General features: G+C 58.9%; 15 protein-coding genes and 1 tRNA gene. 2 read left to right on the plus strand and 14 right to left on the minus strand.

Annotated elements, in window-relative coordinates; translation table 11 throughout:
* Positions 1-11: 11 nt before the first annotated feature.
* Entirely contained in the window at positions 12-779 is a 768-nt protein-coding gene (locus BLW69_RS05495; RefSeq protein ID WP_062455912.1) for an SIMPL domain-containing protein, read from the minus strand.
* 188 nt (positions 780-967) lie between these two features.
* Here BLW69_RS05495 and BLW69_RS05500 point away from each other — a divergent pair.
* Positions 968-1,043 (plus strand) — tRNA-Ile (locus BLW69_RS05500).
* Positions 1,044-1,469 (plus strand): hypothetical protein, encoded by a 426-nt coding sequence (locus BLW69_RS05505; protein WP_139283798.1) that lies wholly within the window; start codon positions 1,044-1,046, stop codon positions 1,467-1,469.
* Between the two features lie 60 nt (positions 1,470-1,529).
* Here BLW69_RS05505 and tcmP read toward each other — a convergent pair whose 3' ends face one another.
* The 13 genes from tcmP to BLW69_RS05570 form a co-directional block, all read right to left on the minus strand.
* Positions 1,530-2,399, minus strand: coding sequence for a three-Cys-motif partner protein TcmP (gene tcmP / locus BLW69_RS05510; RefSeq protein WP_092660430.1), 870 nt, complete (start codon positions 2,397-2,399; stop codon positions 1,530-1,532).
* A 30-nt stretch (positions 2,400-2,429) separates the two neighbouring features.
* Positions 2,430-3,254 carry a DUF5131 family protein gene (locus tag BLW69_RS05515; RefSeq protein WP_092660432.1) on the minus strand — a complete coding sequence of 275 codons (825 nt, stop codon included), beginning with the start codon at positions 3,252-3,254 and terminating at the stop codon, positions 2,430-2,432.
* Positions 3,255-3,338: 84 nt separating this feature from the next.
* On the minus strand, positions 3,339-4,145 hold the full coding sequence (locus BLW69_RS05520) for a DNA adenine methylase (protein ID WP_092660434.1): 807 nt from the start codon (positions 4,143-4,145) through the stop codon (positions 3,339-3,341).
* Between the two features lie 157 nt (positions 4,146-4,302).
* A complete protein-coding gene (locus BLW69_RS05525) occupies positions 4,303-4,521 on the minus strand; it encodes a hypothetical protein (protein WP_092660436.1) in 219 nt (72 codons plus the stop codon).
* 11 nt (positions 4,522-4,532) lie between these two features.
* Entirely contained in the window at positions 4,533-5,216 is a 684-nt protein-coding gene (locus tag BLW69_RS05530; RefSeq protein WP_092660438.1) for a hypothetical protein, read from the minus strand.
* Between the two features lie 12 nt (positions 5,217-5,228).
* Entirely contained in the window at positions 5,229-6,755 is a 1,527-nt protein-coding gene (locus BLW69_RS05535) for a hypothetical protein (protein ID WP_092660440.1), read from the minus strand.
* Positions 6,752-11,980, minus strand: coding sequence for a carbohydrate binding domain-containing protein (locus tag BLW69_RS05540; protein ID WP_092660442.1), 5,229 nt, complete (start codon positions 11,978-11,980; stop codon positions 6,752-6,754). Before BLW69_RS05540 ends, BLW69_RS05535 begins: the two co-directional genes overlap by 4 nt.
* Before the next feature lie 3 nt (positions 11,981-11,983).
* On the minus strand, positions 11,984-12,406 hold the full coding sequence (locus BLW69_RS05545) for a DUF6950 family protein (protein WP_092660444.1): 423 nt from the start codon (positions 12,404-12,406) through the stop codon (positions 11,984-11,986).
* 62 nt (positions 12,407-12,468) lie between these two features.
* Positions 12,469-13,089 (minus strand): hypothetical protein, encoded by a 621-nt coding sequence (locus BLW69_RS05550; RefSeq protein ID WP_092660446.1) that lies wholly within the window; start codon positions 13,087-13,089, stop codon positions 12,469-12,471.
* Positions 13,090-13,734, minus strand: coding sequence for a hypothetical protein (locus BLW69_RS05555; protein ID WP_092660448.1), 645 nt, complete (start codon positions 13,732-13,734; stop codon positions 13,090-13,092).
* Positions 13,734-16,283 carry a phage tail length tape measure family protein gene (locus BLW69_RS05560; RefSeq protein WP_092660450.1) on the minus strand — a complete coding sequence of 850 codons (2,550 nt, stop codon included), beginning with the start codon at positions 16,281-16,283 and terminating at the stop codon, positions 13,734-13,736. Before BLW69_RS05560 ends, BLW69_RS05555 begins: the two co-directional genes overlap by 1 nt.
* Positions 16,283-16,675, minus strand: coding sequence for a DUF1799 domain-containing protein (locus BLW69_RS05565; protein WP_092660452.1), 393 nt, complete (start codon positions 16,673-16,675; stop codon positions 16,283-16,285). Before BLW69_RS05565 ends, BLW69_RS05560 begins: the two co-directional genes overlap by 1 nt.
* Positions 16,675-17,088: a hypothetical protein gene (locus BLW69_RS05570; protein WP_092660454.1), complete on the minus strand. Its 414-nt coding sequence runs from the start codon at positions 17,086-17,088 to the stop codon at positions 16,675-16,677. The genes BLW69_RS05565 and BLW69_RS05570 overlap by 1 nt, the downstream gene beginning before the upstream one ends.
* Positions 17,089-17,107: the final 19 nt, after the last annotated feature.

Here is a 17,107-nt window from a genome sequence, read left to right on the forward strand (position 1 = left end):
AAGCGATCCGATCAGGGATCGATGGAGAACACGACGTTGACGTTGACCGTGTAGCTGGTCTCGCCGGCCGCCACCGGGACGCCGTTGCCGGAATCCTTTGCCATTGTCATGCGCATCATCGGCGGGGCCATGGGCGGTGCCGAATTCTCGCTGATCTCCATGATGCGGCCAAGCTTGACGCCGGCGGCTTCCGTCAGCGTCTTTGCCTTGGCGAGCGCTTCGGCAACGGCTGCCTTGCGCGCCTGCGTCATCACTTCGTCGGTATTGGTATTGGTGAACTCGATCTGTCCGCCCTGGTTGACACCGAGCTTGACCGTCTTGTCGATCAGACCGCCGAGCTTTTCGAGATCGCGCACCTTCAGCGTCAGCGTGTTGGACACTTCGTAACCGATAATTTCCTGCGGCGGCTCGATGCCGTCCTTCGGGGCTACCTGGCGATATTGCGGGTAGATCGCAAAGCTGCTGGTCTGGACGTCGCGATCGGCAATGCCTTCAGCCTTGATGGCGGCGAGCACTTCGCTCATTGCCGTGTTGTTGGCGGAGACGGCCGCATCGGCGGTCTTTGCCTGCCTCACGACGGCAAGCGACAGGATCGCCATATCGGGCGCGACCGCGGCCTTGCCCTCACCGGACACGCTGATGATCGGTTCGCGCGGCGTGCGGGCTTCCTGCGCAGAGGCGACCGTTGCCGAAAACGGCGACAGCGGAAGGAAGGCCGTGCCGAGGGCAAGGGCTAGGAAAGCCGGCGCGAGAGAAGGGGCGGTGGGCAAACGGCGCATTGTGTCTCCTTTGATACTGGTTGTTCGACGATCCCGGCCAAATGCCTGAGTTGAAAGCCGAACACCCTCTAGGTGACGTGTGATTGTGAACCTATTGCGGCGAGGCCTTGTGAGCGTTCACAATTTGAGCTAGACGGACCCTTGCGACCGGCGAACCATTGCGCCAGTCGTCATGCCTTCAAAGGGCAGGGCCTGTAGCTCAATGGTTAGAGCCGGCGGCTCATAACCGCTTGGTTGGGAGTTCGAGTCTCTCCGGGCCCACCATTGTTTTTCATCGCAGTTGTAGCCGGACGCGAATTTCCGGAATTTTGTCACGAGGTTCCGGAAATTTTATTTTCCAGAAGCGGTTCGCGGCGCTTGTCGAAGTTCTCACGCATAATAGGCATGGACAGCTTTCATCTCGTCTGGTCTGTTCCCGCTAGTTTAATTGTGGGGTCACTCGTGAGAAAGATTGTTGCTACACCTACCCTGAATAAAGCCGGCCAGTGGGGTGCGGGTCTATTATTGCTGATGCCAGTGATCAGCGGGTTGTCGTTCTGGTGGTTGATCGTTGAGCTGAGTGCCTACGATAGTCACTACGGTCGCTGGAAAGTCGCTCTGTTTCTAACGCTTGTCACATCGGTTGCCTCGCTTGCTGGCATTATATTGCTGGTCATTGGCAGGACGCTGCGAATCGAATTTGTGGATTAAACGGCGGGACTGCTCGAAGGGGACGCAGTGATTGAGCCTCTAGGGTTTCTTAGCGCTCGCTTACTTGGTTAGTTGTCCTGCCAGTTCCAGGTTTAGTTGCTCTTCGCTCTCAGGGACGTCGAGGACATGCTTGTAGGCGCGTTTCATCAACTTATGAGCTTCTGGATGGTCGCTGGCATGGATCATGTGGAACATGATCCTACCTTTCCCTTTTTCGCGCTTATAAATCGGCCAGGGGCGAACGAACCGATAGCCGAGCTCATCCCGAAAACGTTCGGCCATCTTTATTGCAATCAGATCGCCGCTCAGGCCTTGCAGTTCGAGCCAGTCGCTGCTGCCCCACCAGTTGTCAGGGACTGGATTGCCCGATTTGAAACCTGCAAGTGATCTCCCGAGCCATCCAGTTGCAAGGAAGTAGAACTGCTCAATCTTGTTCGCACCGTCCCCTTTGTGTCGAGCGAGCTTTCTGACCGTCTCCCAATGACATTCGCAACTGTACTGGTCTAGCAAACAGAAAGTAGCGGTCTTTTCTCCAATGACACCGCTATCGAGTACCTGATCTACGGTCGCGTTGAAGTCGCCGGGCAGTACCTGAAAGGTTCTCTTCGGCGCGGATGGTTGGCTTGAAACAAGTGATTGAAGCGCGCTGACCTGTCCCGGGTCCTGATCACAGAGGAAAAACTGTTTTAGGAACCGTGGCTCTGAGTTCACGACCAACTCGGCTGCCCAACTGTCCGCCAGATCTTTATTCTTGGGGCCGGCGAACCCATCGACATAACAGCCATGTTTTGTGATGAACACAAAGTAGCGGAGATACCGGGCAATGAGCTTTGCTTTATGCTCAGTCCAAACCGGATCGACGCCGGCCTGCATGATTGAGACGGGCGCCATCTGGTGCGGCAGATCTTGGAACAGAGAATCATTGGTCATGGCGTATGCCACTCTCAAAGCCCTTGGTTGTCAACCAGACCGGCGCAATCCAAGGGGGAAGTCTCTCACGAGAGCGCCATCGACTAGACCGCCGCCTTTGCCGAAGGGATCGGCCTGCTTCTGTTCCACTCGGCTCATCGAAGGGCTGCCCGTCAACGGGTTATTGGCATAGTTACCCCATTGCTTGAAGAAAGCCGCGATGTTGTAGGCCTCACAGTCTAGGAGAGCGTCTTCCACCCAACGGGCGTCCATTGGCCGAGCTCCTCCACCGCTTTCTCCCCCGATAATCAGCCAGTTTGGCTTAGGGTCATTGGCAGCGATACGCAGAGGTCCGATCGCTGGCTCATAGCTGACAAACCAAACTCGCGCTGGAATAGACGAAATGAAGGACTTTCGCTGGTCAAATCGCAACTGGTCCTCAGCAGTGAACCCAAGCCATACGTTAGGATACCCTTCGGCTCCCCAATCAGCCGGCAACATCTTTCTGATTTGCTGCGGGCGCTTGGTGAGCAGTTGCCAATCAAGATCCGGCGTCTCACGGATGAGGCCGAAGAGGTCGTCTCTCCATTGTGGATCGACCTGGTTGTCGAAGACATCAGCGAGTGAAGCACAGAACACACGCTGACGGCGACCGTGCTCACGGAAGAACGCTGCGGCCTGCGACTGCCACGTCAACGGTGCCTTCCAATAAGCATCCGTGGTCCGCTTTCGGGGATTGTTTCCCCATTTTACGTGGCCAGACCGCTTGGACCAACCCTCGGCGTAGCAATTGTCGCAGCCGGGACTAATCTTGGTGCAACCCGTCCAAGGGTTGAACGTACGGTCGGTCCATTCGATCTTGGTCAATTCGGCCATGGCAAATCACCTTTCATTCAAGAGTGTATTTCTAAATGCCCCATAGTTAAACAACTGTGATTGGCTGAGGACGGTGCCAGTGCGTCAGGTCTGAATGCTGATGATCACCTCTTTGACTGCTTTGCTATGTCCTCGACCGGCAACGGAATAGGAGCAATCGACCTCCTCGATCTGAAACTTCGAGAACGTTTCGAAGACGCCTCGAACCGCATTCAAAGACAGAATGAAGCGCCCTCGAATCGAGCCGAGCACTTCCGCCATCTCTTCGAAGTCTGCTCGGGTAAACACGGCCCTGCCGTAGTCGTCTTCATTCCCCCAGTACGGCGGGTCGAGGTAGAACAGCGTCCCTGGCCTATCGTAGCGCTCAACGATCTTCTGCCATGGCAGGTTCTCAATCACGACGCCCGCCATGCGCTCGTGAATGTCCTCAAGCTGCGGCGCGAGCTTCGTCAGGTTGAACCGGCCTCCCAGCATCGTAACGCCGAAGTTCTGGCCTGAAACCTTGCCGCCGAACGCCAGGCGCTGGAGATAAAGGAAGCGCGCAGCGCGCTCCAGATCAGTGAGTGTCGACGGATCAGTGCGCGATAGTCTTTCGAACTCGCGCCTCGACGAGATCTGGAAGCGCAACGTCTCCATAAACTGCGGATAGTGCCTCTGCAGGATGCGGAAGAGGTTCGCCACCTCGCCGTTAATGTCGTTGATGACCTCCAGGCGAGGCTGCTGGTTGCGACGAAGGAATACGCCGCCCATGCCCACGAACGGTTCGACATAGGCCGAATGGGGGATCTGGTTGATCCGCTGGATTATCTGCTTCGAGAGAAGCCGTTTGCCGCCGATGTATGGGGCGGCAGGGTTTACAGGTTCGACCGGCTTGAGGCCCTCGTTGTCCATGAAATATTAATCCGAATCTTGTCACGGTCCACTGCCCCTCGGGGTACGGGTGCGACGGTCATGGAAGTTGCTGTCGGACAGGTCTGGTCTCCAAACTAAGGCCTGTCGCTTGGGGTGCTCGTGGGCCCCAACCGCCCGGTATCTCCGGGCTGCCATTTCACTCTTCAGGTGGATGGAGCTCAGGGCCAATGTCGTCCGGCGTCTCCGGGATCGGCTGTCCCATCTGCCGAGCCACGTAAGCTGGCTCGTGGTCCTTCAAATGATGGTAGGCTTCCTGCAGCTGAAGCGACAAATTATCCATGCCTTGAGCAAGGAGGTCGCATTCATTCTGCAGGGCTTCAATGCGACGCTTCAGCGACGTTGTGAGCATGGACATGGCGGCGGTTCCTACTCGTAAGACCAGTCGACCGCCGAAGCCGCTTTTACCGCCTCAGCTGTCTCGGCCGCGGCGATCGCAGCCTTGGCAGCCATACGCTTGCCTTCGATCGAAGCCGATACGAGCTGCCAGCGTTCGAACGTCTCCACCACGTCGTGCGCTACTTCCGCCTTCGTTTTGCTAGTCGCCAACGCCTCGGCAACGATATGCGGGATCTCGGCATCGGCAACCGAGGGGTTGGCGACTTTCGCCCGCGCCTCTGCAAGCTTCTGCTGGTAGACCATGACCTGACCGAAGCCCGGCGTGATGAATGTCATACGGAACGCCTCAGCTCCGCGATCGACCCGGTCGACGGCCTCCAAGCGAACCGCATCGAGGTCGATTTCCTTGAGCTCAGGTGTCCAGGAGTTGACGACACTCTGCAGGCCTTCTGAAATGGCCGGCCAGTCTCCAACGCTATCGAGGAGCAGATCTTCCTGCTTGCTAAGCTGCTCTTCGATGGCGGCACGATCGACGGCCGGCAAAAGCGTGGTGACCTTCGCGGCGACCGCAAACCAGAAGTTCGACTCGCCGAAGACTTGCTGTCGACCCAGCCAGAAGGCTGCAGCTGCTACCCACCGTTCCACTGTCTGCGCCTGGTGAGCTTTGACCACGGCCTCTGCCATGGGTTCGTACATGCTATCGATGCGATACATCGTCCGTCTCCGTTAAGTCGCGATGCCGAGGATGAAATACCGGATCCCGACGATGGGATCGGGCACGTAGTCGAAGACCCACTTGTCATTGTAGCGCTCCGCATAGGGATTGCCGTTGAACGTGTAGAAGGTCGCACGGCTGTTGCTGAGTTGGCAGTAGGTCGAATTCGCCTGATGGTATTGCTTGTCACCGTTGTAGTTCTCGGTGATGAGCGTCTGCGGGAACTTCACGCATTTCCCGAATGACCTGTGCTGGTGGACGGTCATGTATTTGATGATCGGAAAGAAGCCGGCGCTGTTGAAGTCGACGCTGAAGGATTGGCCCGCGTTGACGCCACCAGGCGGTTCACGCTCGCCCACAGCAGCAATTGATTGATACCCCTCGGCCAGGATCTGAAGCGCAGGCCATCGGCTGTCGAGGACGATGTCGCGCAGGGCTGGAGGGTTGCCTGCACCTGGTCTCAGAAATTGGACGACGTTCTCTCCGCCAACCGACAGCTTGCGGATCACGTTGTAGCTTCCGGACGAAAGCGGTGCTCGATCATTGGCGAACACAACGAACCTGCAGCGACAGGCGGTGGACTGTTTGTTGTCGATGTAGAGCTTGGTGCCACTGAACCAGTATTCGGCGACCAGCGCTCGGCCGAAGCGGCTCATGGGAAACGTGATCACGTCGTCGACATAGAGAAAGAGATCGGCGAGCGTGTTGGCCGTGACGGCGATTCCAAGCTCGTATTGGCTGACCCCTGCTGGAAGATTGATGTCGTCGGCCGCGATCGATGCGAGCGGGCGGCCGGAACTGTCGAATGCGAGTTGGGTGTCGGAAGCGGTGCGGACGTCATAGCCAGGCTTCGCAACCCGGCAATAACTCTTGTTGATCTCGATGCTCTTTTGACCTGCGACGGGTGCCTTGGTCGCGGCATCCCGCAGAGCAGTGTTGTCGCCGGGCAAACGCCAGACGATGACTTCTTTCTCGATCAGATTGGCGTCGGCTGTTCCGTAGCTATGACCAGGATAGAGGAGACCGGCTCCAAGCGCTCCTATCACATCGAAGCTGTTGCTGCTCGCATCCGGACGGTCCTCCCACCAGGCGCTCTGTCCGCGATCGGAGGTTTCGAAGTAGCCGGGTTCTGCCCCTCCGTATCCTTCGTTGCCTTCCCGTCGAACTCGAAGCAGCTCCGTGTACTTTCCATCAGACAAGCGCCGGCGTTTGACGTCGAAAAGCGGCAGGCTGTAGGTCAGCGCATCGCCGAAGAACGTGTTGCGGACACCGATATCCTTGACCGCAGCAGAGCCCACGTACGGTGCCTGAAGCACCTTTTGATAGTTGTTGATGTTCGCATTGGATGGCACGTACCTGCTGCCAGTCTGGAACGGAGTGCTATCCGTCAGCGTCAGCTTCACGTCGTTCGGCCACTTGGAATTATAGTAGAAGGACGACCGGTTGGCATCCGGCTCGGTGTAGGGGTTGATGTTGCCCTTCGTGATCTTCACGCAGGCGACGCCTGTGCTATCGCGGCCGATCCGGATCCTGGTCATGAGAATATCTCGATCCCGCCGTTGTTGAAGTCGAGGACCATCTTGCCGTTTACCGATCGAGCGTAGCCCGAGAAGAACGCGTCGCCGAAGTTTGCCGAGATAGCTGACAAGCTATTGACGCTGAGCTTGTCAGCAGTGATTGCGCCATCGACAATGAGCTCGGCCGACTGCCTGCGACGGATCATCATGCCGCCAATGGAAACTTTACCCGTTCCGTCTCCAAGGCGACGAAACCTGACACGGACGACACGCTCTGAACCGGTTAGATCGAAATTCGCACCCTGTCGGCTTGTCGATGTCGACTGCGTTTTGTCTGAGACGACGATAGTCCTCGTGAGGGTGTAAACGGACGAGGAGTCGACAGTGTAGATCTGGATTTCACAGCGACCGCGAGCACCAGCAACGTTGTCCGTGGAGATGGAAACTTCGGCGTAGAAGTTACCGCCCGTTTCGAGAGTGTAATAATCCGAATAGCTGCTCACATCCTGTCCAGAACTCTGCGGATTTATCAGCATCTCGTTCTTGCCGCGATTTGCTGTCCCGCTCCCTCGGAAAGTGATGGTCGGAGACGATCCAGTGTAGGCGGCAGGATCAACAAAGTCGTAATCGACGAATACGTTAGAGAAGTCCGTCAGGTAGAGCTGTTTGGACGTGATCGAGTTGGCTACGATCTTATCCGCCGTCACAGAATTTGCCGCGATCTTGTCAGCGGTGACGGCTCCGGCAGCAATCTTTACAGCGGTGATAGCGTTGGACGCGATCTCTGTCGCCGTTACCGCGCCGGCATTGATCTTGGCAGTCGTGACAGCGTTAGCGGCAATCTTATCGGCAATGATGGCGCCATTGACGATCAGCTCGGCCGTATTTCTGCGCCGAACTGCGAAATTCGTGAACAGGATGTAGCCGTCCGGATTGGCATTGAACTGGATAGAGGGCTTGAAGCCCACCGCGCCTGCAGGTGCCACCCAAACGTAAGTGAAGGTCTTCCAAACAGTGCTGAGGCCAGTCCAGAAGTTGTTGTTATTGGCTGTGGTGCCATCGGCGTAAACCGCAAGAGGGCGGAACTGGGCAGCGGTATCGTTGACCGTGCCGGAGATCGCGACGTCTATTGTGAAGAAGAACTCGTCGCCTTCCTTGCATTCGATCGTTACGCCCGCATTGGGATACCATCGAAAGGAGCCGGAGCCGGCTGCCACATAGCCTGCGAAAGGGGCGGGCATGTTGACGTTTGCTGTGCTGCCTTGCGACCCGCGAGCACGGACACCGTACCCAGCCGCCGGCGCACTCCAGCTCGCTGCATCGCCTGAGGCGAAAGCGCCGTTCTGGATCAGGTTCTGTAGATCGGTGATGACGAGATGCTTTGCTGTGATTGCGTTTGCGGCAACCTGATCGGCGGACACCGCCCCAGCTTGGATCTTCGCTGTCGTGATTGCATTCGCTGCGATCTTGTCGGCGCTGATAGCTCCGTCGACGATAAGCTCGGCATTATTGGCGCGACGCAGGAACACATTGGCTACACGCACAGACGCTCCAGATGTCGCCGTCACGTCTCTGAAGCTTACGTAGAGCCTGGCTTTGACAGTGGGGTTGCTGTTGACTGTGGCAGGAACAGCTATGCGGCCCGTCATCTTCACCCAGCCGCGTCCGTTGGTGAATGTCACGTCTGGAATGCGAGCGTAAGCGTTGCCGGTTATAGTCGTGTCCTGGAATTGCAATTCCACACGGAAGGTTCCGCCAGATCCGCTAGAACCGTTTACCCATGCCTCGACGTAATATTCCTCGCCAGGTGTTACAGGGAATTGATTACCCTGGATCAGGGAAAATGTGCCAGTCGTGGTTGGCGAGATCTGAGCGTAACGGTCCACTACGCCGCCGACAGCGGTTTCCGCTCGAACACTGTATCCGGCGTTCGCGTTCCATCCATCAAGTCCTTGCGAAAAATCGCCGTTGACCACCAGATTGGAGAAATCGACCAGCAATAGCTGCTTAGCTGTGATCGCATTAGCAGCGATCTGCTCCGCAGTCACTGCGCCAGCGGCGAGAGCGGCTGTGGTGACCGAGTTGGCAAGAATCTTATCGGCAGTTACGGCGTTTGCAGCGAGCTGAAGCGCAGTGATGGCACCGTCAACAATCAAGTTAGCATTGTTTTTCCGTTTCAGAAGCGGCCCGGAAAAGACCGCAACACCTGATCCGGTTCCACTCCGGCGGAAGACGAAGCGGAACCGCCTGGCATCGGCCGGTGCGGTAAGCGAAGCCCCAACGCGACCGTTAGCCGAGCTGTTCGTTTTGCTTGCTATCGTTGGCGCACCTGCAAGGGCAGCGACCGCCCCCGCGGCACTGACCGATCCCCACTGGATGCGAACGTCAGCTGTAGTGTCGGTCCCGGTTCGAAGAGCCACTTCGCCCCAGTATTCAGCTCCTGGTTCGCAGGGTGTCCAATTGCTATAGACCGTCAACGTGTCGTCGGCGGCCGCTGGTGAGAAGCGGATTTCGTTCGTGCCACCGTTGGCGTCTGCCGTGCCGGTGACGGTCATTCGATCGATGTTGCCGGTCCACGTTGCCGTGGCGGTCAGATCATAGTCGTTAAAGAGGTTGGTGAAGTCTGTAAGGACCAGCTCACGCGCCGTAATCGCGTTGGCCGCGATGACGTTTCCGTAGATTGAATTCGCGGAAAGCTTCTCATTTGTTACAGCGCCAGATGCCAGCTTGATAGCAGTGATGGCTGCATCTGCGATCTTTGCGGCGGTGACTGAGCCGTCAGCGATCCCGAAATCTGGTTTTGAATATTTGCTGCCGTCCCAAGTGTAGAGCGAGCCCTGAAAGACGATGTTGGTCGTCGTCTTCGCAACAGGAAGAGTGGAACCGCTGACGATCGTGACGGGCTCGAGTCCGTTTGCAAACTTCGTCGCATCAATCGCACCGGCCAAGATATCGGCGTTGCCAACAGACGCTGTGTATTTGGTACCATCCCAGCGGTAGAGTTTCCCGCCGAAGGTAATGACGTCGGTGGTCTTGGTGATAGGGAGCGCGCTGCCCGTGGCGATCGATACGGGTTGGATGCCAGCGGCAAACTTTGCGACCGTGATCGCGCCATTGGCAAGCTTGTCGGCAATGACAGCCTGACTTGCGAGGACTTCGGCCGTCACTGCACCCACCGAGAGCTTCGCCGTCGAGACTGCCTTGTCGGCAAGCTTCAAGGCGGTGATCGCCTCGTTCATGATTTTGTCGGCCGTCACCGCGGCGTTGGCGATTTTCTCGGCCGTGATCGACTCGTTGAGAAAGTCGTAGCCCGTCAGGCGGATGTTTGGAGTGAGAACATCGATCCAGTCGGACCAAGCGGTCTCCCGCTTCGAGATAGGCACGAATTTCCCGCGCACCTGATAGATTGTGAAGGGCAGGAAAATTGCATTCAATATCCATTCGAAGGGGTCGCCGTAACGGGTTTCGTCGGCGTCATAGACCTTCTGGCCTGAAGCTTTCAGCCTGACCTGCACCCATAGTCGAGCGACGTCGTCCTGGTCGGCCGCGCAGCTGACCTTGATCGAGGGCCGGCGCGAGCCGCCTTCGCCATCGACCAGCTCGGCCGGCTGGGCGTTGAAGCCGAATGTGGCCTGTACTGGCGGATTGATCGGCCCTGAGGGGCCAGTGACTGGCGGGAACGTGAACTCCGGTGGATCGTAGTCTGTGGGGTCGAGTTCCTTGAGCAGCACTTTCTGCAGCAGCCCAGGTAGAGCAACTGCCCGCTCCACAACGAACTTTTTGTTCGCATAGCCATTTCGCACGCTCGACCAGGCGGTGACGTCGTTCGGCTCAAGCGGAGAGGCATCGGGCGGAAGTACGAGTTCATGCGTGCGCCAGCGCTGCTCCTCGTCGATCATCGTCGACATCAGGCACTGCACCTGGTCGGCGATTGAGACCGCGTCGAACTGGAACGTGATTGGAAGACGTTCGCCAGCATCACGAGTGAGAAGGGCTGGCGAACTGCGTTCCGGTGCGTCTTTCTCGGCCCATCGCTGGGCTGGCTCTGGATAGGTCGCCGTGATCGTATTGTGCGTGGCAGAGATGGTGGGGAACGGCTCGAAGTCCTGGTCGCGCGTAATGACGAGTTCGGCGTCGGTAAAGCTGTAGACGGCGGCCGCCGGCGCGCCGATCAGCATCTTCAAAATACCGCCGACCTCGGCGACGCGGCCGGCGCATCCCAGCCGCAGGTCTTCGATGACATCGAGGCCGTCCTGGTCGACGTAAACCTCAAGCCCGCCTCTGAACTGGCGACGGCCGTTGACTTGTCGATCGGCTTCATTCAGTGCGGCGATCCACGACGAGGCGGGCAGTCGGTGCTGCGCGAAGTTGCGACCGCCATGGAGCCAGCGGCCGCCGTAATAGATGCCGCGAGCGATGTTGTAGCTCATCACGCCTAGATTATCGGAGGATTCCCACGTTGTCGGCTCGCTCCAGCGATGTGTCCCCACGCCGCCGTTGGTCGAATCCTTTCGAAGATCGTAGAGCCGCATTGGCTTCGGCTGATAGAGGCCCTGTGGCTGACCGGACTTGAACAAGTCTTCGTTAATTCTTGCCGTGAGGATGACGACCTGACAGCCGCGTCCGATCATCGTGGACTTGAACGGCCGGTCTCCGCCTGAGAACGTTGCGACGAGAAAAGGATCGGCGACAGTTTGCGTACCGTCCAGATATTTAATCCAGAGATAGTCTTTGCCGTCTTTTCGGTACTCGCCGACCGGATAGCCGAGGCCGTCTTCGTGCGGTTCGTCCCAGAGGACCGTCACCTTCTTGTCGCCAATCCATACAGCGTCCAGCCCCTTCGGGCCGGCATGGCTCGGCAGGCAGGATATTTCGAGCACGTCGGTCAGGTAGGCGTTCGGGGTTTTCGAAGCGCGTCCCCATGTGCCGATGTAGCGCCGGATGCCGGCCGTGGCTCTCGTCCCGATAAGATATGAGCGTGGAACCGTGTCGCCGACCTGGACGGAAAGGGTGACGCCAGCGGACCTTTGGTTCTTGCGGGCAGCGCGGCGCGCGCGAGCCTGCTGGATCAGGCTCATACCGAAGTTGGCAGCGACGACCAGGCCGATCTTTACGAGACCCGCTACAGCGCCCGCGCCACTGATCAGGCCGCCGATCGCGGCAACAGCGCCCGCAACGGGACCGGCGTCTGCAGAGGTGCCCAGAATGAGAAAGAGGGCGAGGGCAAGAAAGGCCGAGCGGATCATGCGTTATCCGACCTTGAAGCAGGAAACGGCGTCGAGAAGATCGACAGTACCGATGCCTGTATCGGTGAGAACGAAGATCCGCTCGCCGTTCACGACGCCGAGGGCGTGACCAATCGGACCAGGCATCAGGAGAGCCGCGACATCGCCGATCTCTGCTTGGCTGGGATGGATGGTTGGCAGAAGCGCGCCGACCAGCTCACCGAGGCTGGAGAAGCCGAGGTCTCGGATTTTACGGGCGGCGCTGGCGGCATCTGTGTAGTCGACGGAGAAGTTTGCCGAGAGGTCGACGCCGGTCATCGCCAGTACGAGCCGGCCGGCAAGGCCCGGCCCGCAGTCATGCACTCCCCACTTGAAAGGGCGGGTTTTGATGTCGTCGATCGTCGCTTCGTAGCGGCGTCGCCAATCTGGGAGACGGGTAAGAGCCATGCGCGCACCTTGCACGCGCGCGGGAGTTTTCCTTATCGTCCGATTTCGGACGGGGTACTACGTCACTGGCCCCAGGACAATTCCCAGGACTCGACAACGCCGGCATAAAGGTTGAATTCGTCGTTCTGTCGGAGGCGCTGCGCCTCGTACGATCCCTTTTCGGGGTTTGTTCGCCGTATCATCATCATCATCTCCGAGACGACCTTCAGCGTGGCCGCTCCCTGGCCGCCGGCGCGGGGTGTGCGTATCGGAGCGCCATCAACGATACCGAGAAAGACGGGCAGGTCAGGAGCGGCTGGCTGGCCGGTTACTGGCGAAAGAACGATCTCGTGGACCTCGACCTGTGCGCGGTGCAGGTCGTGAGTTCGAAACAACGCCTGGACTGCATCAGCGATCTGGGAAAGGTCGATCGTCACCGTTTGCGCGGTGAGGTCGGAGACGCGCGGAATGTCGCTGATGGACAGAAGATTGGAGGCACCGAAGTAAGGCCTCGTGACCAGGACATTGTCGGCCCCGCGAATAACCGTCAGGTTGACGTCCTCATCTCCGGCCCAGAAGCCTGCCTCCTGTGGCGCGCCGGTCTCGCGGTTCTTGGCAACGATCCAGACGGCTTTCCGTGTCGCGATGCCGGTAGCCGGAACAGATGAAAGTGCGGCTGTGACAGCGAGGGGCTGATTGCGCATTCAGGAAGTCCTCTTCTTCTGCAGAACCTTGAACGTGGCCCCCTCAGTGATCGTATGACGACCAGTGCCGGGGTCGTGGCTGCCCGGAGCAACAATGACCGGACAAGACGGCCTAATAAGCGTGACTGTCGCGTCCACAGCTAGTGTCAGCGGAAGTCGAGGGAAGACCGATAAGTCGCTCTGTCCAGTCGAGGACGCCGCGACAGTCGCTCCGATCTCATGAAAGCGCCGCAGCGAGCCTTGCGTAATCTGGAGCTTGTCTCCGACTGTGAGGGTGTAGCCGACGGGCAAGCCTTTGACGCGGAGCACGCGCCGATCGGCGTCGACAACGCGGACCGCAACAGCCGCCGAACCGAGGATCGTGCCTTTCGGATCAGCCTGAGGAAATAGCGAAAGTGGATCGCAGCACATGAACGCCTGGCGCGAGCCATCGAGCGCACGAAGGATGGCTGCGGCTTGCTTCAGTTCGCTATGCAGACCGCGTCCCAACGTGATCTCAGCAGTCCAAAGCGGATCTGCAAGATCGGCGGACCATACATCGCCATCGCCGTTTCCCGACAGTTCGTCATTGCGCTGGATGTCCCACTTCACGGTGGAAATGGGGAGTTTATTGAAGACTGCGCTTAGTGCTAGCGGGTCGGCCATTATCGCCTCCAGGGTTCGGAATTGATGGCCGCCACGCGGTCCGGCATGCCAGCGTCATAATCCCTGACGATCTCGATCGCGTAGCCGGGAGCTTCGTCGGCGACCACCTGCTTGATCAGCGGTTTGAGGTTGCCGTTGTTATCGAGGTCGAGGCCGACTTTGAGCGAGATCATGCCACGCGAGGCCGCGATGCCGGCACCTGCCTGTCCAGACGCCCCGGCCGAGAGAAGCGGCTGTACGCCGACAATGCCGCCCCTGTCATAGCCGCGGCGGCCGAGCCGCATGGCGTCGACTGTCTGGACGCCGCCGGCGCGGGCGATATCGGCTTGAGACCAGACGATCTCGCCTGCATGAACGATGCCGCGTGGCTCGTGGACGCCGCCTGGTCCGGTATAGCCGCCGCGATCATAGAGGCTGCCACCGGGCTTGGCAGGGAATGCCGACGAACCGCCGAACAGGCTGGTAAACCCTCCAAGCAGGGAACCGAGGAGCCCACCGCCAGAGCCGCCACCAGCTGCTGCGCTATTGACTTGGAAAAGGCTGTTCAAAACATCGTTGAGGAGGGTTTCAGAGATCCTCTTGAGGACGCTGACGGCAGCATCGCCAAGCGTCTCCCACATGCCCTTGCCCTGAGAGATGCCGCTGGCGAAAGTGGAAACGAAATCGCCGGTCAGCTCGCGGGCATATTGCAGCTGCAGGTTCGTCCGGATCAGGCCGGCCTCGTAGCTGTCGAAATCAACCGGCAGGCCAGCGCCCTTCAACGAAGATGCGATCTGCTGATCCATCGCCGAGCGGCCGAGCTGCTCGCGCTCGAACAGGATATCGGCCTTCAGCGTGGCCTTGGCTGCTTCCTCGGCATACTTCTTGAACGCCTCGACGCGCGCATTGATCGCTTCAACCTGTTGTGGCGTGAGCTTCCTGCCCTTGTCTTCGGACTGCTGAAGGATGTCGAGTTTGAACCGTAGCGTTTCCGCGGCAACGCCCGTTTCGCCGGCGAGCTGGGCTTCCAGCTTCATCTGCGCGACGCGGTCGTCGGCCGATTTCACGAGGTCACGATAGGCATTGGCTGTTGCCGCGACCGACTTGTCCGGCTTCGCCGGCTTGTCTCCGAGCGTGATAGGTTTCGCACCGGGAATTGGCACGTTGGTCGTGTTCCCATCGGAGTTGGTGACCGTGGGGTTTTGGTTCCAGATGCGCAGCAAAGCTTCATCGTACTCTCGCTGCGCCGATCGGCTGTTCGGGTCAGCCTGGAGAGCGGTCTGGTAGGCTCGAAGCGCTCTTTCCTGATCGGTAAGCGCCGGCATCGCAATCCCGGCAAGCTCGCGCAAAGCCGAGGAGAGTTGGCTGACAGCGCCGATCTGCGCGGTAGCAGTGCCTTCAATCAAGCCAATCTGCTGGTTCATTCCAGGGATCGAGCGGGCCACCCGGACCACGTCGTCGTCAAACTTACGCATTTCTTCGGCAAGGTCGCGGACGCCTTTTGGCGCATTCGCATTGTCGGCGATACGGGCCATTGCATCCCGGAACGCAAGCAGGTCAGGCTCTCCGGCTTTGATGGAGGCTCTTAGCTCGATAAACGCGTTTTGGTAGTCGCTGACGATCTTCGCGTCGGTCGATCCGACGAAGGGCGTGATGAATGTCGAGTAGGTACTGCGGGCGCTTGCCGCCTCAACGATACTTTCACGCGCATCTTTTAGTCGGTCGCGGATATCAACGATCGTTCCGCTCAGACCTTCGTTGACATACTCTCGCAAGCCCGAGGCGGCCTGGCCGTACCGTTCTCTCAACGAAGCAATTGTCTCGGCGTGCCCCTTCAGCAGCTCGTCCGCGGTTTTGACCTCGCTGGCGCTGGAAAGATACTGAACGAGGGCAGCGGTTGCAGCGATGACGCCGATCGTGACCAGCGAGACCGGGTTGAGGATTTGCGTGAAGGCACCCGCGACGGCCGGGCCGATTGACTGACCGCTCGCCCTGATGTCGTTGAAGACCTGCGAGACCTGCGGACCTTGCTGTAGAGCGACCGTGTACCAGGGCATGAACGCTGCGGTCGACGCAATATCGAAGCCCTGCGCCGCAAGGTTCGACGTATTGAACGACTGGCTGCCGTTTCCGCGATGAGCCGGCGTATCGGCGATCGCGGCATTGCGTCCTTTGAGCGCCTCGATCGAGGCGAGTGCTGCCTGACGTTCTCGCGAGATAGCGCTCGCCATCTCATCGGCCGATAGCGCGCCCTGCGCATGCAGAGTGCGGATCTCAGTCAGAGACGCCTTGTATTGACGGATCACGCCAAACAGCGGGTTCCACTTGGCGCGCAGATCGTCGAGCGACTTTCCCTGCGCTGCGAGTGCACCTGTCCATTCGCGTGCATTCTGGTTGGCCGGTCCGTCATGCAAGCCGGTCGATGTTGCGATGAGCTTCTGCAGCTCCGTTGCGGACTTGCCCGCAGCATCGCCGATCCCGGCGATCGCGCTACTTGCAGCCGTCGCGCCATGGCGGGCCTGAGATGGATCGATTTCAACGCGAGCCGAAATCTTCAATGGGTTTGCCATCAGTCGGCCTCGTTCAGGACTCGGAGCGCTGCAGCCTCCATGACCCGGAGGTCATCGAGGAGCTTGGGCGGGATTTTCGACGTCGGTCGGCGGCGATGGCCAGAGTGCCGGCGGGCTCCCAGCACGACTTCGCAACTTTGATAATTGAGACCCAGCCAGATGAGGCCCGACATGCCGGAGACCGCATTCCATTGCGTCTGGCATTCGAGGAAGGCGCAAAAGCTATTCCAGGCAGTTGGCATGATCCCGAACATTTCCTCGTCGCCGACCGGAATTGCGATGGTTACGCCCAGTTCCCGGAACTGCTTCTGCATGTCGTCGTCGACGACGGTAGCCTTGGAACGATCGACGCGGCCGCTTCGTACTCTTGCCCATCGAGCGGCCGCGTCCATCAGTTTCCCAAGCGAGCCTTGTCCTGGCTAATTGCTTCTTCGTAGGCACGCACAAGCCCGATCCGAACGCGCTCGTGGGCCGTAACTGCCCGGAAGGTAACATCGGTAAACGCGATCGGCTTGTCGTCGTCACCGACAATGGAACTCCAGCCTCGAATGACTTCTTGCAAGGCGGTCTGATCGTGCGCGTGGATCTCTTCCTGAATAACCTTCAGTTCGTCGAGCTCCATTCCAGGCGTCATCTTTGCGAGGATCGCTCGGCGTTCGGCAGTTCGCTTCCTGCCGACCTCGGGATCGAGAATGGCGAAGATGACCTCGAACTCGCGCTCGATCAGCTCACCGGGTGAACCCGGGTTGGGCTCGATCACCTTCACCGGCCATGGGAAGGTCAGTTCGCTCGACAGTTTGAACATCGGATGAGGGCCTTTCGAA

Origin of the sequence: Rhizobium sp. NFR12 (genome assembly GCF_900108545.1) — a bacterium.
GTDB classification, from domain to species: Bacteria; Pseudomonadota; Alphaproteobacteria; order Rhizobiales; family Rhizobiaceae; genus Neorhizobium; species Neorhizobium soli.

Excerpts from the sequence above, each read along its gene's own strand:
- BLW69_RS05550 (WP_092660446.1), bottom strand. The coding sequence starts at position 13,089 with ATGCGCAATCAGCCCCTCGCTGTCACAGCCGCACTTTCATCTGTTCCG.
- BLW69_RS05535 (WP_092660440.1), bottom strand. The coding sequence starts at position 6,755 with ATGACCAGGATCCGGATCGGCCGCGATAGCACAGGCGTCGCCTGCGTG.
- BLW69_RS05515 (WP_092660432.1), bottom strand. The coding sequence starts at position 3,254 with ATGGCCGAATTGACCAAGATCGAATGGACCGACCGTACGTTCAACCCT.
- BLW69_RS05555 (WP_092660448.1), bottom strand. The coding sequence starts at position 13,734 with ATGGCCGACCCGCTAGCACTAAGCGCAGTCTTCAATAAACTCCCCATT.
- BLW69_RS05545 (WP_092660444.1), bottom strand. The coding sequence starts at position 12,406 with ATGGCTCTTACCCGTCTCCCAGATTGGCGACGCCGCTACGAAGCGACG.
- BLW69_RS05525 (WP_092660436.1), bottom strand. The coding sequence starts at position 4,521 with ATGTCCATGCTCACAACGTCGCTGAAGCGTCGCATTGAAGCCCTGCAG.
- BLW69_RS05560 (WP_092660450.1), bottom strand. The coding sequence starts at position 16,283 with ATGGCAAACCCATTGAAGATTTCGGCTCGCGTTGAAATCGATCCATCT.
- BLW69_RS05530 (WP_092660438.1), bottom strand. The coding sequence starts at position 5,216 with ATGTATCGCATCGATAGCATGTACGAACCCATGGCAGAGGCCGTGGTC.
- BLW69_RS05565 (WP_092660452.1), bottom strand. The coding sequence starts at position 16,675 with ATGGACGCGGCCGCTCGATGGGCAAGAGTACGAAGCGGCCGCGTCGAT.
- tcmP (WP_092660430.1), bottom strand. The coding sequence starts at position 2,399 with ATGACCAATGATTCTCTGTTCCAAGATCTGCCGCACCAGATGGCGCCC.
- BLW69_RS05520 (WP_092660434.1), bottom strand. The coding sequence starts at position 4,145 with ATGGACAACGAGGGCCTCAAGCCGGTCGAACCTGTAAACCCTGCCGCC.
- BLW69_RS05570 (WP_092660454.1), bottom strand. The coding sequence starts at position 17,088 with ATGTTCAAACTGTCGAGCGAACTGACCTTCCCATGGCCGGTGAAGGTG.
- BLW69_RS05495 (WP_062455912.1), bottom strand. The coding sequence starts at position 779 with ATGCGCCGTTTGCCCACCGCCCCTTCTCTCGCGCCGGCTTTCCTAGCC.
- BLW69_RS05540 (WP_092660442.1), bottom strand. The coding sequence starts at position 11,980 with ATGATCCGCTCGGCCTTTCTTGCCCTCGCCCTCTTTCTCATTCTGGGC.